General features: G+C 53.3%; 24 protein-coding genes. 8 read left to right on the top strand and 16 right to left on the bottom strand.

Annotated elements, in window-relative coordinates; translation table 11 throughout:
• Positions 1-14 precede the first annotated feature (14 nt).
• A complete protein-coding gene (mfd, locus tag AB9F26_RS06870) occupies positions 15-3,506 on the top strand; it encodes a transcription-repair coupling factor (protein ID WP_369767679.1) in 3,492 nt (1,163 codons plus the stop codon).
• Positions 3,507-3,596: 90 nt separating this feature from the next.
• On the opposite strand, the gene AB9F26_RS06865 is transcribed toward mfd, so the two are convergent.
• Positions 3,597-4,133: a peroxiredoxin-like family protein gene (locus AB9F26_RS06865; RefSeq protein ID WP_369767678.1), complete on the bottom strand. Its 537-nt coding sequence runs from the start codon at positions 4,131-4,133 to the stop codon at positions 3,597-3,599.
• An 86-nt stretch (positions 4,134-4,219) separates the two neighbouring features.
• Here AB9F26_RS06865 and AB9F26_RS06860 point away from each other — a divergent pair, with 86 nt between their 5' ends.
• Positions 4,220-4,924, top strand: a complete 705-nt coding sequence (locus AB9F26_RS06860) for an AraC family transcriptional regulator (protein WP_335585544.1) — start codon at positions 4,220-4,222, stop codon at positions 4,922-4,924.
• Here the strand turns inward: AB9F26_RS06860 and AB9F26_RS06855 are convergent.
• Both AB9F26_RS06855 and AB9F26_RS06850 read right to left on the bottom strand, forming a co-directional pair.
• Positions 4,921-6,120 (bottom strand): MFS transporter, encoded by a 1,200-nt coding sequence (locus AB9F26_RS06855; RefSeq protein ID WP_369767677.1) that lies wholly within the window; start codon positions 6,118-6,120, stop codon positions 4,921-4,923. The two genes, AB9F26_RS06860 and AB9F26_RS06855, sit on opposite strands and share 4 nt — an antisense overlap.
• A gap of 87 nt (positions 6,121-6,207) precedes the next feature.
• Positions 6,208-6,858: a DsbA family oxidoreductase gene (locus tag AB9F26_RS06850; RefSeq protein ID WP_335585546.1), complete on the bottom strand. Its 651-nt coding sequence runs from the start codon at positions 6,856-6,858 to the stop codon at positions 6,208-6,210.
• 214 nt (positions 6,859-7,072) lie between these two features.
• Here AB9F26_RS06850 and AB9F26_RS06845 point away from each other — a divergent pair, with 214 nt between their 5' ends.
• Positions 7,073-7,693, top strand: coding sequence for an XRE family transcriptional regulator (locus AB9F26_RS06845; RefSeq protein ID WP_335585547.1), 621 nt, complete (start codon positions 7,073-7,075; stop codon positions 7,691-7,693).
• Positions 7,694-7,753: 60 nt separating this feature from the next.
• On the opposite strand, the gene AB9F26_RS06840 is transcribed toward AB9F26_RS06845, so the two are convergent.
• Together AB9F26_RS06840 and AB9F26_RS06835 are read right to left on the bottom strand one after the other, a co-directional pair.
• Complete coding sequence (locus AB9F26_RS06840; RefSeq protein ID WP_062628328.1) at positions 7,754-7,867, bottom strand: hypothetical protein; 114 nt, start codon at positions 7,865-7,867, stop codon at positions 7,754-7,756.
• Positions 7,864-9,684, bottom strand: a complete 1,821-nt coding sequence (locus AB9F26_RS06835; protein ID WP_369767676.1) for an extracellular solute-binding protein — start codon at positions 9,682-9,684, stop codon at positions 7,864-7,866. The genes AB9F26_RS06840 and AB9F26_RS06835 overlap by 4 nt, the downstream gene beginning before the upstream one ends.
• A 316-nt stretch (positions 9,685-10,000) precedes the next feature.
• On the opposite strand from AB9F26_RS06835, the gene AB9F26_RS06830 reads away from it, so the two are divergent.
• Positions 10,001-10,774 carry a 3-hydroxybutyrate dehydrogenase gene (locus tag AB9F26_RS06830; RefSeq protein ID WP_369767675.1) on the top strand — a complete coding sequence of 258 codons (774 nt, stop codon included), beginning with the start codon at positions 10,001-10,003 and terminating at the stop codon, positions 10,772-10,774.
• Here AB9F26_RS06830 and AB9F26_RS06825 read toward each other — a convergent pair.
• The 3 genes from AB9F26_RS06825 to AB9F26_RS06815 all read right to left on the bottom strand — a co-directional run bounded on the left by AB9F26_RS06825 (position 10,771) and on the right by AB9F26_RS06815 (position 13,464).
• Positions 10,771-11,550 (bottom strand): DUF502 domain-containing protein, encoded by a 780-nt coding sequence (locus AB9F26_RS06825; RefSeq protein ID WP_369767674.1) that lies wholly within the window; start codon positions 11,548-11,550, stop codon positions 10,771-10,773. The two genes, AB9F26_RS06830 and AB9F26_RS06825, sit on opposite strands and share 4 nt — an antisense overlap.
• Before the next feature lie 103 nt (positions 11,551-11,653).
• Entirely contained in the window at positions 11,654-12,565 is a 912-nt protein-coding gene (locus AB9F26_RS06820) for a pseudouridine-5'-phosphate glycosidase (RefSeq protein WP_369755697.1), read from the bottom strand.
• On the bottom strand, positions 12,562-13,464 hold the full coding sequence (locus AB9F26_RS06815) for a PfkB family carbohydrate kinase (protein WP_369755696.1): 903 nt from the start codon (positions 13,462-13,464) through the stop codon (positions 12,562-12,564). Before AB9F26_RS06815 ends, AB9F26_RS06820 begins: the two co-directional genes overlap by 4 nt.
• Before the next feature lie 263 nt (positions 13,465-13,727).
• Between AB9F26_RS06815 and rpsB the strand changes: the two genes are divergently transcribed.
• Both rpsB and tsf read left to right on the top strand, forming a co-directional pair.
• A complete protein-coding gene (gene rpsB, locus AB9F26_RS06810; protein ID WP_369755695.1) occupies positions 13,728-14,486 on the top strand; it encodes a 30S ribosomal protein S2 in 759 nt (252 codons plus the stop codon).
• A gap of 99 nt (positions 14,487-14,585) precedes the next feature.
• Entirely contained in the window at positions 14,586-15,461 is an 876-nt protein-coding gene (gene tsf, locus AB9F26_RS06805; RefSeq protein WP_039003568.1) for a translation elongation factor Ts, read from the top strand.
• 386 nt (positions 15,462-15,847) lie between these two features.
• On the opposite strand, the gene AB9F26_RS06800 is transcribed toward tsf, so the two are convergent.
• A complete protein-coding gene (locus AB9F26_RS06800) occupies positions 15,848-16,597 on the bottom strand; it encodes a LuxR family transcriptional regulator (protein ID WP_369767673.1) in 750 nt (249 codons plus the stop codon).
• Positions 16,594-17,040, bottom strand: coding sequence for a type II 3-dehydroquinate dehydratase (gene aroQ / locus AB9F26_RS06795; RefSeq protein ID WP_335585554.1), 447 nt, complete (start codon positions 17,038-17,040; stop codon positions 16,594-16,596). Before aroQ ends, AB9F26_RS06800 begins: the two co-directional genes overlap by 4 nt.
• 966 nt (positions 17,041-18,006) lie before the next feature.
• Here aroQ and AB9F26_RS06790 point away from each other — a divergent pair.
• Both AB9F26_RS06790 and AB9F26_RS06785 read left to right on the top strand, forming a co-directional pair.
• Positions 18,007-18,852: a protein-glutamate O-methyltransferase CheR gene (locus AB9F26_RS06790; protein WP_369767672.1), complete on the top strand. Its 846-nt coding sequence runs from the start codon at positions 18,007-18,009 to the stop codon at positions 18,850-18,852.
• A 5-nt stretch (positions 18,853-18,857) separates the two neighbouring features.
• Positions 18,858-19,940: a chemotaxis response regulator protein-glutamate methylesterase gene (locus AB9F26_RS06785; protein WP_369767671.1), complete on the top strand. Its 1,083-nt coding sequence runs from the start codon at positions 18,858-18,860 to the stop codon at positions 19,938-19,940.
• Between the two features lie 18 nt (positions 19,941-19,958).
• Here AB9F26_RS06785 and phoB read toward each other — a convergent pair whose 3' ends face one another.
• The 6 genes from phoB to AB9F26_RS06755 are packed head-to-tail and all read right to left on the bottom strand — an operon-like array spanning position 19,959 to position 26,066.
• Complete coding sequence (phoB, locus tag AB9F26_RS06780) at positions 19,959-20,648, bottom strand: phosphate regulon transcriptional regulator PhoB (protein ID WP_335585557.1); 690 nt, start codon at positions 20,646-20,648, stop codon at positions 19,959-19,961.
• 12 nt (positions 20,649-20,660) lie between these two features.
• A complete protein-coding gene (phoU, locus tag AB9F26_RS06775) occupies positions 20,661-21,368 on the bottom strand; it encodes a phosphate signaling complex protein PhoU (RefSeq protein WP_335585558.1) in 708 nt (235 codons plus the stop codon).
• A 9-nt stretch (positions 21,369-21,377) separates the two neighbouring features.
• Positions 21,378-22,175, bottom strand: coding sequence for a phosphate ABC transporter ATP-binding protein PstB (gene pstB / locus AB9F26_RS06770; RefSeq protein WP_369767670.1), 798 nt, complete (start codon positions 22,173-22,175; stop codon positions 21,378-21,380).
• Between the two features lie 13 nt (positions 22,176-22,188).
• Entirely contained in the window at positions 22,189-23,520 is a 1,332-nt protein-coding gene (pstA, locus tag AB9F26_RS06765; protein WP_369755690.1) for a phosphate ABC transporter permease PstA, read from the bottom strand.
• Positions 23,517-24,977 (bottom strand): phosphate ABC transporter permease subunit PstC, encoded by a 1,461-nt coding sequence (pstC, locus tag AB9F26_RS06760; RefSeq protein ID WP_369767668.1) that lies wholly within the window; start codon positions 24,975-24,977, stop codon positions 23,517-23,519. The genes pstA and pstC overlap by 4 nt, the downstream gene beginning before the upstream one ends.
• A gap of 57 nt (positions 24,978-25,034) precedes the next feature.
• Positions 25,035-26,066, bottom strand: coding sequence for a substrate-binding domain-containing protein (locus AB9F26_RS06755; RefSeq protein ID WP_335585561.1), 1,032 nt, complete (start codon positions 26,064-26,066; stop codon positions 25,035-25,037).
• Positions 26,067-26,088: the final 22 nt, after the last annotated feature.

The raw sequence follows: 26,088 nt of genomic DNA, 5'->3' as shown, positions 1-26,088 counted from the left end.
TAAAATAACCCCTCATGGGGTCGGAGAACGATGTGGCCATTTCAACGCCCAAGCACATAACCCAAAGCGGGGCGCCAGAAGGCTATGACGCGCATCTTTTGTTGGCGGAATTGGCCAAATCCAACGGCGCGGTTATCCATGTGGCACGCGATGCAAAGCGGCTTGCGGCGCTAAAGGCAGCGCTTGCTTTTTTTGCGCCTGACACAGCGGTTTTGAGCTTTCCCGCGTGGGATTGTTTGCCGTTTGATCGTATGTCGCCCAACGCCGATACCTCGGCGGCGCGGATGGCGGTTTTGGCCGCCCTTGTGCATGACATGCCTAAACGCTTTATCCTTTTGACAACGCTTTCTGCGGCCACGCAATTTGTCCCTGCGCGTGATATTTTACGCAAAGCGGCGTTTTCGGCACAGGTTGGCGAGCGCATCAATATCGACCAGTTACGAGCGTTTCTGGTGCGGATGGGCTTCACCCAAGCGCCAACCGTTACTGAACCCGGCGATTATGCGGTGCGCGGTGGCATTATCGACATCTTTCCTCCGGGCGATACTGGCCCCATTCGGATGGATTTCTTTGGTGATACGCTAGACGGTTTGCGCCGTTTTGATGCAGAAACCCAGCGCACCACAGACACCATCAAAAACATCGAACTCGCTCCCGTTTCCGAAGTTATTCTGGACGACGCCGCGATCACCAGTTTTCGCCAGAATTACCGAACAGAATTTGGCGCGGCGGGCACCGATGACCCGCTTTATGAGGCGGTTTCCGCAGGGCGTAAACATCAAGGTGTCGAGCATTGGTTGCCGTTCTTTTACGAACGTCTTGAGACCCTTTTTGATTATATTCCAACAGCTTCTGTGGTGCTTGACGATCAAGTTGGTCCGGCGCGTTTGGCGCGTTGGGACGGGATCGTAGATCAATATGAAACGCGCCGCCTCGCGATGTCCGCAAAAATGCGGCTCGATAGTGTGTACAAGCCTTGTCCGCCCGAAAAGCTCTATCTCGATGATGTGGTTTGGGGCAAAGCTGTAGAGAACCACCGCGTTGTCACCCTCGCGATATTGCCGCAATCCACGGGCCATGGCGTCGTGGATGCGGGTGGCCGCATAGGGCGCAACTTCAGTCCCGAACGCCAACTCGAAAACGCAAACCTGTTCGAAGCGCTCGGCCAACATATCAACGAACGCCGCAAGTCCGATCAAGTTGTTGTCGCCAGTTTCTCGGAAGGGGCGCGCGAACGTCTAGAGGGGTTGATCGCGGATGAGGGCGTTGAAGGCGCACAACTGATCAAGGATTTCCGCGATATTCCGGACGGCAAAGGCGGCGTTTTTCTAGCCGTTTGGCCGTTGGAACAGGGTTTTTACGCCGAAGGCTTGACGGTTATTTCCGAGCAGGACGTGCTGGGCGACCGCCTGATCCGCTCCACCAAACGCCGTCGCCGCGCCGATAATTTCCTGACAGAAACTCAGAGCCTCTCTGCGGGCGACCTTGTTGTCCACGTCGATCACGGGGTTGGGCGCTTCACGGGACTTGAAACAATCACGGCCATGGGCGCGCCCCATGAATGTTTGCTGTTGGAGTACGCGGGTGGTGACAGGCTTTACCTACCCGTTGAAAACATTGAACTTTTAAGCCGCTACGGCCACGATGAAGGCATGCTCGACAAGCTTGGCGGCGGCGCGTGGCAGGCCAAGAAAGCCAAGCTCAAAGAACGTATTCGTGCCGTTGCCGAGAAACTCATTCGCATTGCCGCCGAACGCGCCCTGCGCCGCGCACCCATCATGTCGCCGCCCGATGGCATGTGGGACGCCTTCGCCGCGCGCTTCCCCTATACCGAAACCGACGACCAATTGTCGGCCATTCATGACACTTTAGACGACATGGAAAGTGGCCGCCCGATGGACCGCCTGATTTGCGGCGACGTGGGTTTTGGCAAAACCGAAGTTGCAATGCGTGCGGCCTTTGTTGCGGCGATGTCCGGCGCCCAAGTTGCCGTTATTGCGCCCACCACTTTGCTCGCGCGCCAACACTACAAAAGCTTCGCCGAACGCTTCCGTGGCTTCCCGATTGAAGTGCACCAGTTGAGCCGATTTGTCGGCGCAAAAGAAGCCCACAACACCCGCGAATCCATCAAGCGTGGCACCGCCGATATCGTCATCGGCACCCATGCGTTACTCGCTAAAACCGTTCGTTTTCAGAACCTTGGCTTGTTAGTGATTGATGAAGAACAACGTTTCGGCGTCAGCCACAAAGAGCGCCTCAAAGAGATGCGCACCGATATTCACGTGCTCACCCTCACAGCCACGCCCATTCCGCGCACCCTGCAAATGAGCCTTTCTGGCGTGCGGGATTTGTCGATCATCGGCACCCCGCCCGTCGACCGCTTGGCGATTCATACCTATGTCAGCGAGTTTGACAGTGTCACAATTCGCGAAGGTTTTCTGCGCGAACACTATCGCGGTGGCCAGAGTTTTTACGTGGTGCCCCGTATTGCGGACCTGCCCGAAGTCGAGGATTTCTTGCGCACCCAACTGCCCGAAGTCAGCTATGTCGTGGCCCATGGCCAGATGGCAGCAGGCGAACTTGATGACCGGATGAATGCGTTTTACGACGGCAAATATGATGTGCTCGTCGCGACCACGATTGTCGAAAGTGGTCTAGATATTCCAACGGCCAACACGCTGGTCGTGCATCGCGCCGATATGTTTGGGCTGGCGCAATTGTATCAAATCCGTGGCCGTGTGGGCCGCAGCAAAACCCGTGCCTATGCCTATCTCACCACCAAACCGCGTATGCCCCTGACGCCAACAGCCGAGAAAAGGTTGAGGGTTTTGGGAAGTCTCGACAGTTTGGGCGCGGGCTTCACGCTGGCGAGCCAAGATCTGGACATTCGCGGCGCGGGCAACCTGTTGGGCGAGGCCCAGTCGGGACATGTGCGCGAAGTCGGGTTCGAACTGTACCAAGCGATGTTAGAGGAAGCGATTGCCAATATTCGATCGGGTGCAGGCGAGGGGCTTTCGGATGACAACGATCAATGGGCGCCACAGATCAACCTTGGCGTTCCGGTTCTAATTCCCGAAACCTACGTGCCCGATTTGGATGTGCGTTTGGGTCTGTACCGTCGCCTGTCTGGTCTCACGTTGAAGGTTGAGCTTGAAGGCTTCGCCGCCGAACTCATTGATAGATTTGGGAAATTACCACGCGAAGTAAATACGCTGTTGCTGGTGGTGCGGATCAAAGCCATGTGCAAACGGGCAGGGATCGCCAAGCTGGATGCAGGGCCTAAAGGCGTGACTATCCAATTCCATAACGATAAATTTGCCTCGCCCCAAGGTCTGGTGGAGTTCATATCGGATCAAAAAGGGAATGCCAAAGTGCGCGACAACAAGATCGTTGTGCAACGTGAATGGGCCAATGAAAACGATAAAATTCGTGGCGCCTTTGGGGTTGCAAAAGACCTCGCGGAGAAACTCATCGCCGAGAAAAAGCGGACCAAACCAAAAAGCTAGTCGTGCGCCTTGCCCCTACCGAGCGGAGCGAGGCTTGGCCCAACGGGGGCCAAGCATCTTGATGCGTCGCGCACTCGGCGGGAGCCGTTTTTAGACTGCGCCGGTGTATTCACCGCGCGCTGGATAGCTTTTATCAATCGCGAAATCGACGGCCGCAAGAAGTTCGGAAAAATGCGGACGGGTGAAGGGCATGGACTGCACCGTCAGATAGAATAGGGAGCCGTCCTTGTTGACGAGGAACAACCCTGGTTCTGAAAATAGGGCTGGTTCTTCGATGCCGATGGAGGTTTTTCCGCGCGACGTCGAGATATACAGACCCCAATCGCGGGCTTCTTGCAGCGGCAAGTCGGAAGCCACGCGCAACGTATCTGCGCTGATTTTTTCTACCATCGACGTGCTGCGCTCCAGCCCATCTGACGAAACTGCGACGGTTTTCACACCACGTTTTGCGAACTCGGGCGTCAGGCGTTCCAACTCTTTGAGGTAGGTCGCGCAAACGGGGCAATGAAGGCCGCGAAAGAAGCAAATCACGGTCCCAAGGTCTGCGCCGTCAGTGGCAAGGTCGAACGTGCCGCCACCAACGAGGGGAAGCGTAAGGTTTGGGGTTTTTTGGCGAGGTATAAGCATTTTGGTTCCTTTGAAAAGCTTGACCTCTTTCTTATACAGGAGTTAATGTCGGATAAATCTCTTTTACCCGATCAGGAATCCTGACTTTGGACAAACTTGCAGCCCTCATCCAAACTTTACAGATCTCGCGGGTACAGCCTCATTTCAACGAGGATGCGGATTTTCACGTCATGAAGGCTGCGGATGGGTTTGTTTTGAAATCGGGTGCAAATCCGTCCTTACCCGTTGCGGCCAGTATCGTTTTGCGCGGGCGCGGGGCCGTGGCCCCCTTGATGGCCTCGGTTGGGTGCTTTGAAATGCACATTCCAAATGACCACGCGCTTCATCCGCTGGTCGCGTTGTTTGTCGGGGAAATCTCTGCGCCCAGATGTGGTCAAGACAGCCTGTTGGCGGGCTATGCACAGGTCCTAATCGTGCATTTCCTGCGTGCGGCACTAGAGACGGGAACCGTGGATAAAGGGGTCTGGGCGGCCCTGTCGGACGCGCGGTTGTCACGAGCTTTGACACAGGTGCATCTCCGCCCAGGGCATGCATGGAGCACGGAGGATTTGGCGCAAGAGGCCGGCATGTCGAGATCGGTTTTTATGGCGCAATTTCGGGAGGTTATGGGCGAAGCACCGATCACCTATCTGCGCAGTTTTCGCATTGCGCGCGCCCGAGAAGCGCTAGAGGAGGGCGGGCGCATAGCGGTGGTCGCCCGCACCTTTGGTTATAGTTCTAGCGATGCGTTTTCGCGGGCTTTTCGGCGCAGCCAAGGGATTGCACCTTCGGAGCTACGCCGCGGACCCTAAGCTTCGACGGATGGACGTGGCCCAAGGTAGATCATCAATCCCAACCCCGCCAAACCGCACAAGAAAGACCCAATGGTGAGGGCAAAGGCGGTTCCGTCGAAGTTCTGAGTGATCGGAATCGCAAGCACCACTCCGAGAACCGTCGAGATCCCCGCCGTAATCGACGAAGCCATCCCCGCGATATGGCCCATCGGTTCAAGCGCGAGGGCGGTAAGGTTCCCCATGCAAAATCCGAGCACGAGGAAATTGACGGTGACAAGCCCAAGATACATCCAAAACGGCATGGCAAAAAACACGATCATGGCGAGGAAAATACTCATCATGATGACGTGGCACGTAAGGGCCGAGGTGATCAGTTTACGCATCCCCAGACGCACCACCAATTTCGCATTAACGACGTTCGATATACCCGCAATCACTGCGATACCGGCGAAATAATAGGGAAAGCTCTCGCCCCGACTATAGGCCATTTCAAAGGTTGGCTGGATGGAGGAAATCGTTGAGAAAAGGAACGTGATCACAAGGGTTTGGACAAACATTGAGATCATTACGATGCGATTTTTGCAAAGTTCCACAACCGCCGAAAAATAGGATTTTAGTGACAAGGGGCGAATATTTTCCGGCGCGAGGGTCTCGGCCTGACGCAGCAAAAGCCACATTCCACCGACGAAGGAAACAAGGGCAAAAGCGGCGAAAACAGCGCGCCAGCCAAAGGTGAAAATGATCGCTTGACCGATCATCGGTGCAATCGCCGGGACGATCATGAAAATCGTCATCGCAATCGACATCACGCGCGCCATCATGGAGCCTTGATACAGGTCCCGCACCATGGCGAGGGCAGCAATCCGTGGTCCAGAGGCACCAACACCTTGCAGAAAACGCGCCGCGAGAAGCACTTCCAAGGACTGCGACCAATAGGAAATCAACGCACCAAGGAGGTAAATTCCGACCCCAAGCAGGATCACCGTTTTACGGCCAAACGCATCAGAAAGCGCGCCTGCGAAAAACGTCCCGCTGCCCATGCCCAGTACAAAAACAAGGACAACCAGCATGATCCGATTTGGCGCATCGGGGGTCAATTCGAGCCCCATCATCGGCAAACCGGGCAGCATGGCGTCAATCGAAAACGCGATCATGGCAAAGAGCATGGCCACAAGGGACACAAATTCGGGGAGGGCAAGGCGTTTGGAAGCCATGGTGTGTGCTTTCTGAAGGGGTAATCAGCAGGGAGCTAATTTAATAGGAATGCTTCTCGCGCTGGCGTGCGCGAGAAGCTGAAAATACTAGTCTTTGTCCTCTTGGGCGGACTGTGCGTTGATGTCGGCGATGACCTTGGCCCAAACCTCTGGCGGTTGCGCTCCGGGAACGGCGTGTTGCCCTGCTACAATAAAGCAAGGCACGCCCGTGACGCCCATTTCGCGGCTGTGTTTGTCGCGGTCTTGGATGTCTTGGATGTCTTGATCGCCCTCTAACAAGCGGCGCACAACGGCGGCATCCATGCCAACGGAATCCGCGATATCCGCGAGGACATCCGTGTCGCCAATATTGCGGCCGTCAACGAAATACGCCTTAAAAAGCGCAGAAATTACGGCGATTTGACGATCTTCAAGACCAGCCCAGTGAATAAGACGGTGCGCGTTGATGGTATTGGGTGTCGTTTTGATGCTCTCAAGATTGAGCGTCAAGCCAGCCGCTTCGGCGGCTTTTACAAGCGGCGCATAGGCCGTTACCGCGCCTTCTTTACCGCCGAATTTACCCTCTAGATACGCACGCCGATCCATGCCCTCAAGCGGCATATCCGGATTGAGCTGATATGGGTGCCATTCGATGGAAAACGGATGATTTGGGTTTTCAGTTAATGCGCGGTCGAGGTTAGCTTTGCCGACATAGCACCAAGGGCAAATAGGGTCGGAAATAATATCAAGACGGACCATGTGGCCTCCCTAGGATCTGATTTTTGGGGTTTCGGAAGGCGCAAAACATCTGTTCGGCCAGAAATATATCGGCGCAAAATACCAGAGGGTGCCCCAAAGTAAACCGTTGAGTTTGAAAATTACACGGTTGCACAGGGATTGTGCAAATATCCACAGAAGTTGGCAGGTGTGGCGATGGCTTGCGCGTGCGGATTGGCCTGTATAATAGGTGGCTATGGACCCAAACCAAACAAGCATCGTGCGCATTGCTCGCGAAAATGGCGAAGAAGCGCTCGGTGAGCCGCTTAACCTTGGCAATCGAGTGCGCGAGTTGCGCAAATCCCGCAATTGGACGCTGGAGCAAGCGGCCAAACAAGCAGGCCTTGCGCGTTCGACCCTTTCGAAAATCGAAAACGGGCAAATGTCGCCAACCTATGAGGCGCTCAAAAAACTGGCAGAAGGTTTGGAGATTTCGGTGCCGCAGCTGTTTACCGCCCCTTCAAAGGCGCAAGTGAACGGGCGGATGTCGGTAACAAAAGCGGGCAGTGGCGAGGCGCATTTGACCGCTACATATGAGCATGAACTGCTCGCGGGAACCCTGACCCAGAAGAAAATGCTGCCCTATCGTGCCCAAATCCGCGCCCGCAGTATCGAGGAATTTGACGGCTGGGTGCGCCATGATGGCGAGGAGTTTCTCTATGTGATTACGGGGGTGGTGAAGCTCTATACCGAGTTTTACGAACCTGTTGAATTACGTCGCGGAGACAGTGCGTATTACGACGGAACAATGGGCCATAATGTAATTTCGGTCTCGCCGGAGGACGCCGCCATCCTTTGGGTCACCTCGCTCACTTAACCCTCCACACAACAAAAAAGGCAGCCCGAAGGCCGCCTCTTGTCGTTCATCTCTAGACGTTTACAGGTTGCTGACTTTGCGCGCACCCGTAGAGATATCTTGGCCGACGCCGTCAACCGTTGCGCAGGCGGCCAAACTTGCACAGGCCGCGATGATAAATAGGAACTTAGTCATTTTGTCTCCTCTGACCACCACACATCCGGGTGATACATAATCCAGTCGCCATAGATTGGCACATGCTCTGGATACTTGAGGCTGCTGTCATGGGCAATACGTGCGATGTTAGAATACGCAAATGGAATGACATAGCGGCCAGAAATCAACACGCGATCCAAGGCGCGCACGGCGGCTTTGAACTCATCCTGAGACTCGGCGGTGAGCATCACATTAATCATCGCTTCAGCGGCGGGTTCGTTCATTCCCATCCAGTTCCGCGTGCCGGGGTTTTCAATACCTTCGTGGCCCCAATACAACATTTGCTCGTTACCAGGAGAGAGCGACAGGCCAACTTGGTAATAGGCCATTTCAAAATCATAGACCTGTGTGCGTTCTTTAAGTTGTGGCGAGTCTATGCGGGTAAGCGTGGCGTCAATCCCCAGTGGAATAAGGGACTCAACGAACATATTGCCCATGCGAAGGTTCTCGTCCGCGCCCGTATTCACAAGGATTTCAAACGCAAAGGGTGTGCCTTCGGCGTTTTGCATCACATGGTCTTTGATCTCCCAACCCGCCTCTTTAAAGAGGGCCACCGCACGACGAATGCCTTTGCGATTGGTGAGCGTGCCGTCGGAAACGGGCAGGGTATAGCCCTCCAGCGTTCCGGGTTTGAGGGTGTCGGCAAAAGGCGCGAGCAATTCGGCAACGCGCCCTTCTGCGGGGCCTGCAAGCATGCCCAAAGGCGAGTTTGAGAAATACGAAGTGATGCGCGGTAAAGCGCCGCCCGTGATTGTGTCGTTGATCGCTTCGAAATTATAAAGCGAAATCAAGGCCTCGCGCACGCGCCAATCCTCAAACAAGGGATTGCGGGTATTCATCACAAAGCCTTCGATCCCTGTGGGCCGTTGGTGTGGAATTTCGGATTTGGTGATGTCGCCACGGGTGACCGCGTCAAAGCCGTATTGGGTGTCCCATTTGGCGGAATTGCCTTCGCGGAAACTCGTTAGCAAGCCGGCTTTGAAAGCCTCAAACATTACCGAACCATCAAGGTAAAATTCCATGCGGATTTCATCAAGGTTGGCTTTGCCCTTCATAAACGGCAGATCCTTGCCCCAGTAATCTGGGTTACGGACCAAGGTGACGTATTTTCCAGCGTCAAAATCGCCGATTTGATAGGGCGCGGTTGTGATCGGGATAATATCAAAGCCGCCTTGGTTGAATTCCTGCCCGTCCCATTGCGCTTTCTTGAGGATCGGCCGCATGCCCATAATTAGGGCCAACTCGCGATCATCGATGTTGAAGGTCAGGCGCACGGTCCGCTCGCCCGTCGCTTCGATTTTGTCGACTTTGCTCCACGCGCCCAAGTATCGAGGATGTCCTATGGTGCCCAATGTCTCATAGGACCAGATCACATCTTCAACCGTAACGGGAGTGCCATCGGCGAATTTTGCTTCGGGGCGCAGGGTGAATTCCACCCAGTCGCGCTCGGGGCTGGTCTCCACTGATTCGGCCAAAAGTCCGTAAAGAGTAAAGGGTTCGTCGTAGGAGCGGCCCATCAGGCTCTCATACGCATAAAATCTTAACATCCACGGAACTTGAGATTTTTGCATGTGCGGGTTGAGGCTGGTGAAGCTGCCACTCTCGCCCAAAACGATCCGTCCGCCCTTGGGCGCGTCGGGGTTCACGTAGGGGAGGGACACAAAATCATGTGGTAGCGCGGGCTCACCATACATGGACAAGCCGTGCTTGGGCTCGGCCTGTGCGACTCCTGCCGCAAGAACGATACCGAGTGCACAGATCGATTGCCTCGTTATTTGGAAAATATCTGGTTTCATTCTGGCAACAATCCCCTTCTGCCCTTTGTTATATGTGGCCGACATTACGCAGGCTTTGTAGGTATTTCAAACTTTTAGCTTGGAAGGCGGCGAAGAATTGCGTATAAAGTACTTACTGCTCGATAGGTTTCTTGCCTGTATGAAACCTGCCTCAATAACTTAACGCCAGCTTCGTGCTGGCGTTTTTTTTTGGTCTGAATTTCGGCAAAAGTTAATTTTTTTATCGGCGGAAAAACCCCCCATATACCTTAATTTCTTACGTGCATTTCGCAGTTGCAGCAATTAGGTTTCTTAGAAATTATCGCAAGGAGACCGCATGTTACTTTCTGGAAAAACCGCTGTTATCACAGGATCAAATTCGGGAATCGGTCTGGGAGTCGCTGATTCTCTGGCGGCAGCGGGCGCGGATATTGTGCTCAACTCTTTCACGGATCGCCCCGAAGACCATGAACTCGCTGACGCATTGGCGCGGCGCTACAAGGTTAACGTCCGCTACATCGCTGCGGATATGTCAAAAGCGCAAGATTGCCGCGATTTGATTTCCAAAGCGGGTAAATGCGATATCCTCGTGAATAACGCCGGTATTCAGCATGTCGCCTCGATTGATACCTTCCCGATGGATAAATGGGACGCGATCATCGCGATCAATCTCAGTTCGGCTTTTCACACCACTGCAATGGCCTTGCCGATCATGCGGGCCGCAGGGTGGGGACGCATCATTAACATCGCATCGGCGCATGGGTTAACGGCGTCGCCGTATAAATCGGCCTATGTCGCGGCGAAACACGGAGTTGTTGGCCTGACCAAGACCACAGGGCTTGAGACCGCGCGCGAACAGATCACCTGTAACGCGATTTGTCCGGGCTATGTGCTCACGCCGATTATTGAAGCGCAAATTCCCGATCAAATGGCCACCCATAATATGGATCGCGAAACGGTCATTCAGGATGTCATGTTGGCGCGTCAACCCAGCGGCGAGTTCGCAACGACAGAACAAATCGGCGTCACCGCCGTGTTCCTCTGTTCCGACGCGGCAAGCCAGATGACGGGCACCACGTTGAGCATCGACGGCGGTTGGACGGCGCTTTAGTCTTTCAATTCAGCCTCAACAGAGGCGTCGGATTTCTTTGCCTGAGCGAGCTGCTTTGCGGTGTCGCTCGGGTATACAAGCCCTGCCGAGATCACAAGTTTCGCCGCATCCTCTACCGTCATGTCCAAAACAATCACATCAGCCGTTGGCACGAACAACAAATAGCCCGATGTCGGGTTTGGCGTGGTCGGAAGGAAAACCGACGTAACAGAATCTTGGTTGGGTACGCGGGTGCGAATTTCCCCTTTGGCTTGGGTCGAAATAAAGCCAATCGACCAGATACCCTTGCGGGGATACTCAATAAGACAGGAATGTTCAAAGCTGGTATCGGTTTGGGCAAACACCGTTTCTGCTATTTGTTTCAACCCATTATAGACCGACCTTACCACGGGCGTGCGATCGACGATCCGCTCGCCCCAGTGTAAAAGTGTGCGCCCCAACAAACCTTTGGTTAGCCATCCAACAACGACCGTAAAGACTAAGAAAATGACGACGCCAAAGCCCGGGAACTTAGTATTTTCGCCCGTGGGGTAGGGTTGATCAAGCGCTGGTGCATTCCAGTTGACATAATTGCCAAGGTTGAAGTCCGGCACCCAACTATTTGGAACAAAAGGCAAAACCCAGCCATCGATCCATCCAATGACCGTCCAGATCAACCAAAGTGTAACGGCGATTGGGGCAACCACGACCACTCCGGTCAGGAAGTTAGCGCGCGTTCTGGCAAATGCGCCGCGTTTGCGCGGCTTGCCCGCCGGATCGTGATCTTGGTCTTGCATCGACGCATGTCCTTTGTTTAGGCAATATGTAAAGCCTCGCAGGCCCTCTCACAAGAGAGGCCCGCTGCAAAAGTGTTGGTTTTCGGTTCTAAATACGAAGTGCCTAAGTTTTCGCCATTTCAACAGATATTTCAGCCGCAAGGCGCGCATTGTTGAGCACCAGCGCGATATTTGCCACAAGCGACTTGCCCTCCGTCAACTCAAAGATGCGGCCCAAAAGGAACGGGGTGACGTCTTTGGCGGAAATGCCTTGTTCATTGGCCTCAGCAAGTGCCTGCGCGATTACGGGCGCTAAAACCTCGGCGGCGATTTCGGATTCGGCAGGGATGGGATTGGCGATCAACTGCCCCCCCGGAAGGCCCATCAATGTGCGCATTTTCTGGGCGCGGGCGATTTCGGCGGCGGAATCCATCCGCAGGGGCGCTGTCATATGCGAGGTTCTGGACCAGAACGCGGGCAGGGTATCTTGACCGACGGCGATCACAGGAACACCAAGGGTTTCAAGCACTTCGTAGGTTTTCTCAAGGTCAAGAATGGCCTTGGCCCCCGCGGCAACCACGGTTACGGCCGTTTCGGATAATTCGCGAAGGTCAGCGGAGATATCAAAGGTCAATTCCGCGCCCTTGTGGACACCACCGATGCCGCCGGTTGCGAAAACGCTGATGCCTGCGAGGTTGGCGGCGATCATCGTGGCGGCAACCGTCGTCGCGCCATAACCGCCATTCGCAAGCACCACGGCGATATCCGCGCGCGAGACTTTGGCGACGTTCTTGGCGGTGGCCAATTCGGTGAGTTCCGCGTCGGTTAGGCCGATATGCAGCTTGCCGTTCATCACCGCGATTGTCGCTGGGGTTGCGCCGTTTTCGCGCACACAATCCTCAACCAGACGCGCGGTTTCGATGTTTTGCGGATAGGGCATCCCGTGGGTGATAATCGTGCTTTCCAACGCAACAATTGGCGCACCGGCTTTGCGGGCGGCGGCAACATCGGGGGCAAGGACAATGGGTAGGCTCATAAGGGTGTTCCTCCGGAAACATAAATTGCGGCAGCTTGAAGAGCGGCTTTTAGCGCGTCCTCCCGCGGGGCACCACGGGATTCGCGCACGATATGGGCGGCCATAAAGGTATCGCCCGCGCCCGTCACCCGCGTCACGAGGACTTCGGGCGGGCATGCCATCACCAGACCCTCGGCGCTGCCATCACAGGCCTGTTTGCCACCATCGGTTACCAAAACCCGACGCGCACCGCGCGCAAGCAAGCCTTTGGCGGCAAGTTCGGCGGTATCAAAGCTGTGTTGGCACAAAAGCCCCGCTTCTTCGAGGTTCACATAGAGAGTGGCGCGGGTATGGTTGAGGAACGGGTGTAGGCGATCTGCCTTGCCCGGACTGGCAGGCGCAACACGTAGGTCCGCTTGGGCAAAAAGCGCGCTGGTGGCGATATTTTCAAGCAATGTGCGCGTGAGGTTACCATCAAGTGCAATGGAGCCTGTATAAGGAGACTCCATGCTGCCCAAACGCCCGTCGCTTAAAGGCCGCAGAATTTTGTCACCCGCCGCTTCGAGCGAATGTGCGTCAGCAATGGCTGCGATCAACCCGTTCGCGCCCTCAATCGCCATATAGCGGTCGGTGGGCAGGTCGGCGGAGCGATAGACATAGTCGGTATTGATCCCGAGTTGACGCGCAGCTTCCATAAGTTCGCTCCCTTGGCTGTCTTCGCCAATGGCCGTAAGGAGCGCGGGTGTTTGGCCAAACCGTGTTAGGGTCATGGCGATATTCATCGCAACCCCGCCCGGAAGGCGCGTAATGCGGCCCGGAACGTCCGAACCCATACGCATATGCGACGCCGCGCGGCCGATCACATCCCAAAGGACGGAACCAATCGTAAGAATTTCGGGTGTTTTGGAAGGTGCGTTCATAACACTTTGTCGCGTGAAGACGATAAAAGTGCAAGACGTGTTGAATACACCTATTCGGCGTAATTCTCGCTTATTTTGCGCATCCACCTGCTTAAAACGGGAAAATAGGCCTCGGGGACTTGCAGACTCAGGAAAGGTGAGCTAAATGCGCGCTACTTCACAGGCGAAACTAGGGCCGTGCGGGGAGAAATCCCGTACAGTCCACCGGTTGGGCACACGCCCTCAATGGTTTCGCTCAGGATAAACCGGAAAGGATTTATAGCATGGCGCTACCTGATTTTACCATGCGGCAGCTTCTTGAAGCTGGCGTTCACTTTGGCCACCAAACTCCTCGTTGGAACCCACGGATGGGTCCCTACATCTATGGTGCGCGTAACGGCATTCACATTCTCGACCTGACGCAAACTGTTCCTATGTTGGACCAGGCGCTTCAAGTTGTGCGCGATACTACTGCTAAAGGCGGTCGTATTCTTTTTGTTGGCACAAAACGTCAGGCTCAAAAGCCTGTTGCTGAAGCTGCAGAAAAATGTGCGCAATACTTCATGAATCACCGCTGGCTTGGTGGCACGCTGACAAACTGGAAAACAGTGTCCGCGTCGATCAGCCGTCTGAAAACCTTTGACGAGAAACTCGAAAATGGCGGCGAAGGCCTCACCAAAAAAGAGCGTCTTGGCATGGAACGTCAGCAAGGCAAACTCCAAGCAAGCCTTGGTGGGATCCGCGAAATGGGCGGTGTTCCTGATCTGCTTTTCGTTATCGACGTCAACAAAGAGCAATTGGCCATCGCGGAAGCAAACAAATTGGGTATCCCAGTTGTTGCGATCGTTGACTCCAACTGTTCGCCAGACGGTATCGACTATATCATTCCAGGTAACGATGACGCGGCACGCGCTATCGCGCTTTATACTGACCTTGTTGCGCGCGCAGCTTTGGACGGTATGACAGCACAAATGGGCGCTGCTGGCGTTGATTTGGGCGAGTTGGAAGAAGCTCTCGTTGAGGAAGTTGCTGTTGAGGCGTAAGCCCGCAGACTTTCTTTTCAACGGTCATTGAATTGACATAGAACGCGCCATATTTCTGGCGCGTTCTCCTATATAACACATTTTTTTAGGAGAGCCGATATGGCGATCACTGCTGCAATGGTTAAAGAGCTGCGCGACTCCACGGGCGCAGGCATGATGGACGCGAAAAAAGCGCTCGTCGAAACAGATGGTGCTATGGAGGCCGCTGTTGATTGGCTTCGCACCAAAGGTTTGGCGAAAGCTGCAAAGAAATCTGGCCGTACGGCTGCTGAGGGCCTTGTTGTCGTCGCAGTTTCCGGTGGCAAAGGCGTTGCTGTCGAAGTGAACTCTGAGACAGATTTCGTTTCCAAAAACGCTGACTTCCAAGCAATGGTTGCGAGCATTGCGACTGTTGCCCTGACTGTAAATGACGTTGATGCGTTGAATGCGGCCGAATTGAACGGCAAACCCGTCAGCGAAGTTGTCCAAGACAAAGTTGCGACCATTGGCGAAAACATGAACGTGCGTCGCATGTCTGTTGTTGAAGGCGCATCTGTTGTGTCCTACGTCCATAACGCTGCAGCCCCGAACATGGGCAGCATCGGTGTTTTGGTTGCGTTGAGCGGCGAGAATGAAGCGTTCGGCAAGCAGGTTGCTATGCACGTAGCGGCCGCAAGCCCCGCATCTTTGGGCGAAGCTGATCTAGACCCAGCCTTCGTTGCACGCGAAAAAGCGATTTTGGTCGAGCAAGCCCGCGAAAGTGGCAAGCCTGAGCAAGTGATCGAAAAAATGATCGTTGGCCGGATGGCTAAATTCATGGGTGAAGTTACACTCTTGGGTCAAAGCTTCGTTGTGAACCCAGACCTCACTGTTGAAGCCGCAGCAAAAGAAGCTGGCGTTGAAATCCTTGGCTTTGTGCGTCTCGCTGTTGGCGAAGGCATCGAAAAAGTCGAGGAAGATTTCGCAGCAGAAGTTATGAAAACTGTCAAAGGCTAAGGTCTAGGGCAGGGGGCTTCGTTCCTGTCTTAAGTATGAAACGCCGGTCCCAATGGGCCGGCGTTTTGCATTGTGATTCAGACACACTTGGACTTTAGACACAAAAAAAACAGCGCAATCCGGGCAGGACCACACTGTTTTCTCCGTCAAACCTGGTCCAATTGGGGATAGAACCAGACAATGTCGCAGCTACTCTTTGCGGACTATACGCTCAAAGACATGCAATTCGGTTTCCCGAGATAGTCGGTCATATCCTGTAATTGCAGGTATGACCGACCAATTGCTCCTAGCCAAAAAAGACTTCACTCACGGAACAAACCATTAATCGCCTGTTTGGCGACTGTTTAAAAGTATGGAAAACCATACCAACCTAACTTTATGACATGTTAGGTTGTTACAACAAAAATCTGCTTTTGAAAAGATGCTTTCAAAACGGCCTGTGTTGTTGTTTCTACCTCAAGCGCTTCACGAGCTAAACGGAGGTGTTTTTCTATAGTCTCAGGTTTGAGACCCATGATGGTTGCAATGTCTTGCGTGGTTTTCCCGTCGCCGACCCATTCCAAAACTTCTCTTTGTCTTTTGGTCAACAGATTGCGCGAATAGCTGTGCGGCAGGCTTTGGGCCTTTAGGTGAAAAATGGTACAAAGCGCATTGATAGTGCGGCCATGCGTCTCCCAAAGTGCGTCAACTTCTTCCTGTGTTACGCCCACGTCCGCCGTCAAAATCATAGCGGATTTTTCACGAGAACGGTCGCTCGGAAAGCTAATCGTATATCCCGCAAAAATATTATTTTCTTTATTGAAATCAAGGGCTTCTTGCTGTTCCTTCGTCAAAGGACTTTGGCCGGTCGGGATTTGGGCACGACTCCAACTGATTGGGCCGGAATGTTGCAAAGCCCATTGCGCGATCGGTGAGCGAGCATAGTGCTCCTCGAAAATAAACCCGTTGGTGTAGGCTTCGGGGTGGTTGCTCAAAACCACTATATCATCTGGATTGCCAAATCGGTTATCGCCCCAAACCCGCGTAAATCCATACAACATTCTCCCAAAGCCAAATTCGGAAATTCGGGCGACATGGAGCTCCCAAAGGTCATCAAGTGTTTGGGCTTCTATGAGACTTTCGAGATAAGAATTCATGCAGTAGAACCCGCCAAATGCTTAACAAGAGCATCAATCGCAAGGATGTATCCGTGAGAGCCAAAACCGCAAATCTGGCCTAACGCCACAGGGGCAATGAAGGATTTATGCCGAAATGTTTCACGGGCGTGAATGTTTGACAGATGCACTTCGACCACGGGCAGGCTAACCGATGCGATGGCATCCATAAGGGCGACGGATGTGTGGGTGTAAGCGCCAGCGTTTAATACAACGCCCTTAAATTTGGACTTGGCGGCATGGAGCGCATCAATAAGGGCACCTTCATGGTTGGATTGAAGGCACGAGATATCGATATCAAGCGCTTGCCCGTGGGTTTTACACATTTTCTCAACGTCCGAGAGCGTTTCACTTCCGTAAACTTCTGGCTGGCGGGTGCCCAGAAGATTTAGGTTCGGTCCGTTAAGAATTAGAATAGATGTCATAGCTACAAACCTTTTTTCAGTCCCATAATGAAACTTATATTGAGAAATTGAAAGATTTCCAATCAATTGTCGGCTATCTGTTTAGTTGGGTGGAATTGCAGTTGCATGGTAGGCGTTTCTAATAAGAAAGACACGTTTTAATCAATCTGTGCATATTTGACTGCCCATTAATTTAACATAATACCAATTATACGCCTTATGGATGTGCGCGGGAGCGCGCTACCTCCAACTTCGACTTTTGTTAGAAAACAGTATTTTATCTAACAAGAGGAATCGGTGTGGGAACGACTTATGCTCAGTTAAGTCTCACAGAACAAAGCAGGTGTCCTTTTCAGTGATTGCATAGCAATCAACTTCTAGGCTGTTGAATGTTGGAAGCACGCTAAAGTTCCTGTTGATGAGATTTCTAGCGTGTTGAAGTGCTGTCGATCAACAATTTACTGGGAACTGCGGCGTGATCGCTTCCTAGATGAATGCTTGCCTAAGAACGCGGCATACTACGGCTATGTTGAAAACATCAATCCAAGGGCTAGACGTCTGCTGCTCCGCAAACGAGACATCCGAAGAATGTCGGATCACGATATCAAAAAAACAGTGACCGTCTCAAAACAATACTCCGCGTAAATGCCTCGGCTGGAAGACACCAGATGAAAGGGGCCGCGAAAAGATGATGGAGGAATTGCGATGAGCGCCCTACCCTAAAGCCCAACAAGATTCGCTTACACCTTTGCAAAAAAAACAGGACCATTGAACTTGCTTGCGGCAATGAATTTTAATTTTCCTAATGCTTACTCACCGAATTAGGTCAATTTAATCAGTGTGATGCCATGTCCCGTAAAAAAATATGCAAAATTGAGATAATAAAGGAAACGGCCATTTACCAATCGTTTGGGAAATTCGTTCACTCCTATGGCCACCAAGTTGCACGCCGCGAGTACGGACGTAATCTAATTGCTGGACCTAAGAATGAATGTTGTACAAAGGCGCAGCTTTGCGCAAACACCGCTGTCCCAGAAGCACGCCGCAATCTTTATCGAGATTGCTGAACGCTTGTCTGGTAACCGGATCACGCCTGATCAAGTTGACTTCCTAACGCTGCGCGTGCGCAGACGGATGCGTGTTCATCGGGACGAAAGTTTTGAAGGTTACATCAGACGCGTTCAGGACGATCAAGTTGAAGAACACGCGTTAATGGAGAGCCTCGTAACGCATACTACGGATTTTTTTCGCGAACCTGCGCATTTTAAGTGGCTCCGGAATGGGGGGCTAAACCGGCTCTCCGATGGTAAACCCGCCTCTTGTCTCAATGTTTGGAGTGCCGCATGCTCGTTGGGGTCCGAACTTTGGAGTACAGCAATAGAAATCGCGCAGTTTCAAGAGGATGCGGGCGTTCCTTATTGTGCAAACCTCGTTGGAACCGATATTTCCAAGACCATTCTCGCACGCGCAAAAGCTGCAATTTTCAGTGCAGAGGAAATCAGCGGTCTTCCGGCGCAGTATCAGTCAAAATATTTGCAACGGAATTGCACCGAAAATCAAAAATTTCGCATTGCTTCGCCGCTTTTGGAGTCCGCCAGTTTTGTAGCGCATAATTTATTGACTCCGCCGTTGTTTAGCACACTTCAATTCGATTTAGCACTCCTGCGTAACGTATTGTTATATTTCAACAAGGACGACCAGCAGCGCGTTTTTAACCACGTACTTTCTCGCCTACGGCCCGGTGGAATACTGATGATTGGACATACTGAAGTTCTTTCGATTGAAACCATTGGTACCAAGCGTGTAGGTCCAGCAATTTTTATAAAGGAATAGAGGAAATGAATGTCTCCCTTCCCAAATACCGTGTCCTAATTGTCGATGACAGCGCTTTTTTTCGCAAAGCAATTGAAATGATCCTATCAAAAGACCGGCGCCTAGAGGTGGTTGGATGTGCGAAGGATGCCTTCGAGGCCAAACAAATGGTCGATAGTTTACAGCCAGACGTCATTACTTTGGATGTTGAAATGCCAAAAATGGACGGCCTTGAGTTTCTGCGCCGCCTGATGGCCCACCGGCCGATTCCCGTCGTGATGTGTTCAACGATTGTCACCAAAGGATCCGATTTACTGATGCAAGCCTTAGAAATGGGCGCTGTGGGGGTGATTGAAAAAGGATTGGTGGGCAATGGGCGTCACGCGGCCGATTTACAAATGCAGATATGTGACACCGTGCGCGGAGCAGCATTGGCAAAGTTGCAAAAAAGATCTCGAAATATTGCTCAAAACCCGGACGCTATAAAAAGCTACGCGCTTGATCCAAAAGAGCTAAAACGTGTTGAAAACTCTCTATCGGTCCTTGGTGTTGGATCTTCGACGGGCGGCCCAGAGGCTCTTAAAACACTTTTAGGAGGGATGCCGTCCAATTGCCCACCGATTGTCATGGTGCAACATATGCCCGAGGTTTTTACCGGGCCATTTGCGAAGCGCCTCAACAAATACGCCCCCATGGACGTGCGTGAAGCCAAGCAGGGAGACGTTCTGCGAAACGGCCTCGCCCTCCTCGCGCCTGGGTCTCATCACATGGAAATTATGTACAACCCTTTGAATTCAAAGGAAATGATCGTTTCTTTGAATGAAGGTGGTCTCGTGTCGCGGCATCGCCCCTCGGTGGACGTGCTTTTCCGCTCTCTGGCTACAAATATTGGCAAGCGTGCGACAGGCGTTATTTTGACAGGCATGGGGCAGGATGGCGCTGATGGTCTGCTCGAAATGCGGCAGACCGGATCGCGTACCTATGGCCAAGATCAAGAAAGTTGTGTGGTTTATGGAATGCCTAAAGTTGCGAAGTCTATCGGGGCCGTTGAACGCGAGCTTCCCCTTACCAGCCTTGCGAAAGCAGTGTTAACGCAGGCCGCTCCTTAAGCGCCCTGCCCTAATGCGTTATCCCAATGCATATCCTGCACCGCGCACGGTTCGGATTAAATCTTCCGAACCTTTGATGCTCAAGGCCTTGCGCAGGCGCCCAATATGAACGTCAACCGTGCGCGTATCAACATAGATATCGCGCCCCCAAACCCGATCCAAGAGCTGTTCGCGGCTGTAAACCCGACCCGGTTTTTCCATGAAGGTCACCAACAAGCGAAACTCTGTCGGACCAAGCTTCAACTCTTGACCGGCGCGGAAAACCTTGTGGCTTTCACTATTAAGCACAACGTTTTCAAACTCTAGCGTTTGCCCAACGGCGGCGGGGCGTGTGCGCCTCAGATTGTTGCGCACGCGGGCCATCAGCTCGGCCACCGAATAGGGTTTCACAACATAATCATCGGCGCCATTTTCCAATCCCCGCACGCGGTCAACCTCTTCGCTGCGCGCAGAAAGCATAATGACGGGTACATCACGGGTTTCGGCCCGTGACTTCAACCGGCGACAAATTTCAATGCCAGACACATTCGGTAGCATCCAATCAAGAAGTACCAAATCGGGGTTTTCTTCACGCACCATCAAAAGGGCTTCTTCCCCGTTCACGGCCTTGAATACTTCGTAACCTTCGGCTTCAAGATTATACACGAGGACTTCGCGTTGTGCGGGCTCATCTTCGACAACGAGGACGGATGGTTTGTCTGCGGACATTCAATTAATCCTTTACAAATCAAGATTATAGGACGGCATTGATCCTTTGATGCGCTCTTCAGCGGGCATTTCACCGGTCACAAGATAGATAACCTGTTCTGCAATTGACGTGGTGTGGTCGCCCATGCGTTCGATGTTTTTTGCAATAAAATGCAGGTGCATACAGGCGGTAATGTTGCGTGGGTCTTCCATCATGAAGGTGAGGAATTCGCGAAACAGGGCGTTGTACATTTGGTCAACTTCTTGATCACGGCGGCGCACATCTTCTGCCATTGCGACGTCGCGTTGAACGAAGGCGTCCAAAGCATCGCGCAGCATGTGTTCCACTTCACGCCCCATGCGCCGGATTGCGCCGGATGCGCCGTCAATATCGGGCATTTGAACGAGGGACGACGTACGTTTTCCAAGGTTTTTGGCATAGTCCCCGACCCGTTCAAGGTTCCCCGCGAGTTTCATCACTGTCAGAACCGTGCGCAGGTCCGTTGCCGTGGGCGAGCGCAACGCAATGACACGCGCCGCTTCGGAATTTACCTGATCTTCGAGGGCGTCAATGGCTTTGTCGCGGTGTCGCACTTGCTGTGCAAGCTCCTCGTCACGGTCTTCCAATGCTCTGGTTGCATCGGAAATGGCCACCTCAACAAGGCCGCCCATTTTCATGATAAGTGCTTGAATGCTTTCAAGATCACGGTCGAACGAGGATACGATGTGTTGTTCTTGCATGGGGGTCTCCTAACCGATCCGGCCTGAAATATAGGCCTCCGTACGGGGATCAACGGGGTTGGTGAAAATACTGTCAGTCGCGCCAAATTCAACGAGGTTTCCAAGGTGGAAAAACGCTGTTTTCTGGCTCACACGGGCGGCTTGCTGCATGGAGTGCGTTACGATAACCACAGAAAAATTGGAGCGCAATTCGTCGATGAGTTCCTCAACCTGCGCGGTTGCAATGGGATCAAGCGCCGAACAGGGTTCATCCATCAAGAGCACTTCTGGGCTGGTCGCGATGGCGCGGGCGATGCACAAACGTTGTTGCTGGCCGCCCGAAAGGCCCGTTCCGGGGGCGAGAAGACGGTCTTTGACCTCTTCCCAAAGCGCGGCTTTGCGCAAGCTGTCTTCGACAATCTGGTCAAGCTCGGTTTTATTGGCGGCCATCCCGTGAATTTTCGGGCCATAGGCCACATTGTCATAGATCGATTTCGGGAAGGGATTTGGCTTTTGAAACACCATGCCAACCTTGGCCCGCAATTGAACGGGGTCCACTTTTGCGTCATAGATGTCTTCATTGTCCAGCAAGATTTTGCCTTCCACCCGACAAATATCAATCGTGTCGTTCATGCGGTTCAAACAGCGCAGGAAGGTGGATTTTCCACACCCCGACGGTCCAATAAAGGCCGTAACAGTTTGGGCAGAGATCTCGACGTTTACATCCTTAAGCGCCTGAGTCTCTCCGTAATAGACCTGCACATTCGTCGCAGAAATCTTGGTTTTTTGATCACTCACGACTCTCTCCATCATTCTCATATCATTCATTTTTGCGCCCTCTCTACCAGCGGCGTTCAAAGCGGCGGCGCAACATAACTGCGCCTGCGTTTATCACAATCAGCATTAACAACAGTACGATAATCGCGCCGGAAGCCCGCTCAAAGAAGGCCGGATCGGCCCGTTGTGTCCAATTATAAACCTGCACAGGAAGCGCCGATGCCGGATCAAACAGGCCTTCTGGCGGCGCACCCGGGAATTCGCGCACAAAGGCGACCATCCCGATCAGCAACAAGGGCGCGGTTTCGCCAAGGGCTTGCGCAAGGCCAATAATCGTACCCGTCAAAATACCCGGTGCCGCGAGGGGTAACACGTGGTGGAACACGGCTTGCATCTTGCTGGCGCCGACCCCCAACGCCGCGTCGCGGATGCTTGGCGGTACGGATTTCAGGCTGGCGCGGGTCGAGATGATGATCGTTGGAAGCGTCATCAATGTCAGGACCAAGCCGCCGACAATTGGTGCCGACTGCGGCAGACCGGCGAAGTTAATAAAGATCGCCAGACCAAGGATACCGAACACAATCGAGGGGACCGCAGCGAGGTTGCTGATATTCACTTCAATAAGGTCGGTCCAGCGGTTCTTGGGCGCGAATTCTTCGAGATAGATGCTGGCCGTGACCCCAATAGGCAAAGCCAAAAGCAACACAACCCCCATCATATAAAGGCTTCCCAAGATCGCGACGCCAAGGCCCGCCGCTTCGGGGCGCTGGTCCGAGGCGTCGGGGGCTGTGATGAAGCCCCAGTTGAAACGGGTTACTATATCGCCAGATTTCTTCAAAGCATCTGCGGCGAGGAGTTGTTCCGGCGTGACGTTTTGATCTAAGGCCGCGCTTTCTAGCGACACGCGGTCCTTGTAATAGCCATCGACCCGACCATCCGCCAAAACGTTGATTGTGATGGTTTGGCCTATGAGGTTTGGGTTGCTCAACACCATATTGCGCACTTGCGCGGGGGCTTCTTTGGAAATCATCCCGCTTGCTTCTTTTTTAGACAGATCGGTGACGCCCGCTGCTGCCAGTTTTTCCAACAAGGCTGTGGTCAGGAGTGGCGCGTAGGTGATCGTTGAAGCTTTTTTCATCACCTCCAAATCACGCACGCCGGATTTGTCGAGCTTGCTTTCGAGAAGGTCCACATTCAGCGTGATAAAGGTCTGGCGAAATGCGCCCGCGCCGTTGCTCACAATCGACGTGACCAAAACAATGAGGGCGAGAAGGCCCACACTGATCGCTGCCATTCCGTAATAGCGAAACCGTCTCTCGGCTGCGTTGCGCTTTTTCACGCGGTCGGTTTGCACATACAGCGAGGCCGATGGACGGTTGGTTGAAAAATCGCTCATTCGTACTGTTCCCGATATTTGCGCACGATATAGAGGGCGATAACATTCAGCCCCAACGTGATGGTAAAGAGGGTAAGGCCAAGCGCAAAAGCGACGAGCGTTTCTGGGCTGGCAAAGTCGGTATCGCCTGTCAATTGGCTGACGATTTTAACGGTCACGGTTGTCATGGCCTCAAAGGGATTGAGCGACAAGCGGGCCGCGGCCCCTGCCCCCATCACCACGATCATGGTTTCGCCAATGGCGCGACTGGCCGCGAGCAAAACCGCGCCCACAATGCCCGGAAGCGCTGCTGGCACCACAACTTGGCGGATGGTTTCGGACTTTGTGGCGCCGAGGCCAAGCGAGGCATCGCGCATGGTTTGAGGTACCGCGTTGATGATGTCATCCGACAGCGAACTCACGAAGGGAATAAGCATGATCCCCATCACAAGCCCCGCCGTCATCACCGACGCACTGCTTTCACCAAGACCCAAAGGTTGCGCGAAATGATCCCGCAGCATCGGGCCAACTGTCACCAGAGCAAACAGGCCGTAAACAATCGTCGGAATACCCGCGAGAACTTCGATCAGAGGTTTGGCAATGGCGCGGGTTTTAGGGCCTGCATATTCAGACATATAGATCGCGGCGAACAACCCCACAGGCACCGCGAAAAGGAGCGCGATGAAGCTGATATAGAGCGTGCCCCAGAGGAGCGGCAGGATACCAAGGTCGCTGTCCCCCCGAAAATTCGGCGCCCAATTGGTGCCAAAGAAGAACTGAACGAACGGGTACTGAAAGAAGAAATTGCGCGTTTCAAACAACATGGAAAGCACGATGCCCGCCGTGGTGAAAATCGCGATGGAGGCTGAAAAAATCAACATCAGTTTGATGGCCGCTTCTACACGGTTGCGGGCGCGGAAATCCTTAGTGATTTTGCGGAGAGCATAAAGCAATCCCGCAATGGTCGCCCCAATGCTCGCGAGAGATAACCAAAACCTTCCGGTTGCACTTAGCTTGCGCATCTCTTGTGCGGCCTCAAGGATCGCAGGTTCGACCGCTTGCCCAACGGCCACGCCGTATGATCCGAGTGTGTCTTTGAGCGCCTCTGGTGTACCAGAAAGCGTATGCGACGCCTCCCAATCCAACACGCCGCGTGCAACGGCTGAATCAAGCCCGTCAGCAATGCGGTGCACGTCGCTTAGGACCAAGCTGCTCGCGGCACCCGCATCAAGGAGTTGATTTTCTAGGGAGGATTTAACTGCGTTTTCGACAAAGAATGGCTGGATGAAAAGCCAAGCCAGCAAAACAAAAATCCCCGAGAGAAAGGCGGTACCTGCTGCGAAACTCCCGTAATAGATCGGGAGCGAATGGAGGAGCTTTGAACTCCCGTTGGCGGACGCGAGGGCGCGTTTTCTACCCAACACATAGCCAAGGGCCGAGAGCGCAAGGATCGTGATGATTATCCAAAATACCGGCATATTCATTCCGTCAAATAAGAAAGGAGCCGCCCACGATTGGGCAGCTCCTAAGGGGGATTACATCCCCAATGTGCCTTCAGTGGCGATCAATTCTTGAGTTGTGGCAAGGTCAGGATCGGCTACAAGACCGTACTCGGAGAGGGGTCCGTCGGAGCCCGCGATCTCGTCTGATACGAAGAATTCAGCGTATTCTTTGAGGCCAGGGATTACGCCGATGTGCGCTTTTTTGATGTAGAAGTACAAAGGACGCGACACAGGGTATTCGCCAGTCGAGATGGTTTCTGTTGAAGGGGCAACGCCGGACATTGTTGCAACTTGCAGCTTGTCTGTGTTGTTTTCATAGAATGCGAGGCCGAACACGCCGATGCCGTCTTTGTTGCTTTCGATGCGTGCGAGGGTCTCGGTGTAATCACCGTCGATGTCTACGGACACACCGTCGGTACGGATCGCCATACAGGCTTTTTCAGCGGCTTTTTTGTCGTCGCCGTTGGCAGCTTTGAGAACCTCAAATGCGCCAGTTTCTTCACAACCAGCAAGGATCACTTTTTCCTCAAAGACTTCGCGGGTACCGTGCTTTGTACCTGGGATGAAGGCTGCGAGTTTTTGCGCGGGGAAAGCCGCGTTAACGTCTGTCCAAGTCGTGTTTGGGTTCGCAACCATTGCGCCGTCAACCAAGATGGTGTCGGACAAAGCGTTGTACCAATCGGCAGGGGTGAATTCGAAGGTTTCGCCGTCGATGTCGGAAGCAAATACAATGCCATCATAGCCGATACGTACTTCGATGATGTCGGTTACGCCAGCTTCGGCACAGGCTTTGATCTCGGCGTCTTTGATTGGGCGACTGGCGTTTGCCACGTCAATTGTGTCTTCGCCAAGACCTTGGCAGAATTTTTTGAGGCCAGCAGAAGAGCCACCGGATTCAACAACAGGTGTTGGGAAGTCTGTGTTTTCACCAAAGGCTTCAGCCACGATGGCAGCGTAAGGCAATACAGTTGAGGAACCGGCAATCTGTACTTGATCGCGAGCGGATGCAGATGTCGTAGCGGCAGCAAGTGCCAAAGCAGATACGCTGAATTTCACAAATGACATGGGAACTCCTTAATGTCAGTTA

It is taken from the genome of Falsihalocynthiibacter sp. BN13B15, from assembly GCF_041205415.1.
Classification (GTDB): domain Bacteria; phylum Pseudomonadota; class Alphaproteobacteria; order Rhodobacterales; family Rhodobacteraceae; genus Falsihalocynthiibacter; species Falsihalocynthiibacter arcticus.
The sequence above is the reverse complement of the archived record's forward strand: the minus strand, read 5'-3'. Positions and strand labels throughout refer to the sequence as shown.

What these genes read in the sequence shown, in the direction of transcription:
- mfd (WP_369767679.1), top strand. Translation starts at nt 15, where the DNA reads ATGGGGTCGGAGAACGATGTGGCCATTTCAACGCCCAAGCACATAACC.
- AB9F26_RS06865 (WP_369767678.1), bottom strand. Translation starts at nt 4,133, where the DNA reads ATGCTTATACCTCGCCAAAAAACCCCAAACCTTACGCTTCCCCTCGTT.
- AB9F26_RS06855 (WP_369767677.1), bottom strand. Translation starts at nt 6,120, where the DNA reads ATGGCTTCCAAACGCCTTGCCCTCCCCGAATTTGTGTCCCTTGTGGCC.
- AB9F26_RS06850 (WP_335585546.1), bottom strand. Translation starts at nt 6,858, where the DNA reads ATGGTCCGTCTTGATATTATTTCCGACCCTATTTGCCCTTGGTGCTAT.
- AB9F26_RS06845 (WP_335585547.1), top strand. Translation starts at nt 7,073, where the DNA reads ATGGACCCAAACCAAACAAGCATCGTGCGCATTGCTCGCGAAAATGGC.
- AB9F26_RS06840 (WP_062628328.1), bottom strand. Translation starts at nt 7,867, where the DNA reads ATGACTAAGTTCCTATTTATCATCGCGGCCTGTGCAAGTTTGGCCGCC.
- AB9F26_RS06835 (WP_369767676.1), bottom strand. Translation starts at nt 9,684, where the DNA reads ATGAAACCAGATATTTTCCAAATAACGAGGCAATCGATCTGTGCACTC.
- AB9F26_RS06830 (WP_369767675.1), top strand. Translation starts at nt 10,001, where the DNA reads ATGTTACTTTCTGGAAAAACCGCTGTTATCACAGGATCAAATTCGGGA.
- AB9F26_RS06825 (WP_369767674.1), bottom strand. Translation starts at nt 11,550, where the DNA reads ATGCAAGACCAAGATCACGATCCGGCGGGCAAGCCGCGCAAACGCGGC.
- AB9F26_RS06820 (WP_369755697.1), bottom strand. Translation starts at nt 12,565, where the DNA reads ATGAGCCTACCCATTGTCCTTGCCCCCGATGTTGCCGCCGCCCGCAAA.
- AB9F26_RS06815 (WP_369755696.1), bottom strand. Translation starts at nt 13,464, where the DNA reads ATGAACGCACCTTCCAAAACACCCGAAATTCTTACGATTGGTTCCGTC.
- rpsB (WP_369755695.1), top strand. Translation starts at nt 13,728, where the DNA reads ATGGCGCTACCTGATTTTACCATGCGGCAGCTTCTTGAAGCTGGCGTT.
- tsf (WP_039003568.1), top strand. Translation starts at nt 14,586, where the DNA reads ATGGCGATCACTGCTGCAATGGTTAAAGAGCTGCGCGACTCCACGGGC.
- AB9F26_RS06800 (WP_369767673.1), bottom strand. Translation starts at nt 16,597, where the DNA reads ATGAATTCTTATCTCGAAAGTCTCATAGAAGCCCAAACACTTGATGAC.
- aroQ (WP_335585554.1), bottom strand. Translation starts at nt 17,040, where the DNA reads ATGACATCTATTCTAATTCTTAACGGACCGAACCTAAATCTTCTGGGC.
- AB9F26_RS06790 (WP_369767672.1), top strand. Translation starts at nt 18,007, where the DNA reads ATGAATGTTGTACAAAGGCGCAGCTTTGCGCAAACACCGCTGTCCCAG.
- AB9F26_RS06785 (WP_369767671.1), top strand. Translation starts at nt 18,858, where the DNA reads ATGAATGTCTCCCTTCCCAAATACCGTGTCCTAATTGTCGATGACAGC.
- phoB (WP_335585557.1), bottom strand. Translation starts at nt 20,648, where the DNA reads ATGTCCGCAGACAAACCATCCGTCCTCGTTGTCGAAGATGAGCCCGCA.
- phoU (WP_335585558.1), bottom strand. Translation starts at nt 21,368, where the DNA reads ATGCAAGAACAACACATCGTATCCTCGTTCGACCGTGATCTTGAAAGC.
- pstB (WP_369767670.1), bottom strand. Translation starts at nt 22,175, where the DNA reads ATGAATGATATGAGAATGATGGAGAGAGTCGTGAGTGATCAAAAAACC.
- pstA (WP_369755690.1), bottom strand. Translation starts at nt 23,520, where the DNA reads ATGAGCGATTTTTCAACCAACCGTCCATCGGCCTCGCTGTATGTGCAA.
- pstC (WP_369767668.1), bottom strand. Translation starts at nt 24,977, where the DNA reads ATGCCGGTATTTTGGATAATCATCACGATCCTTGCGCTCTCGGCCCTT.
- AB9F26_RS06755 (WP_335585561.1), bottom strand. Translation starts at nt 26,066, where the DNA reads ATGTCATTTGTGAAATTCAGCGTATCTGCTTTGGCACTTGCTGCCGCT.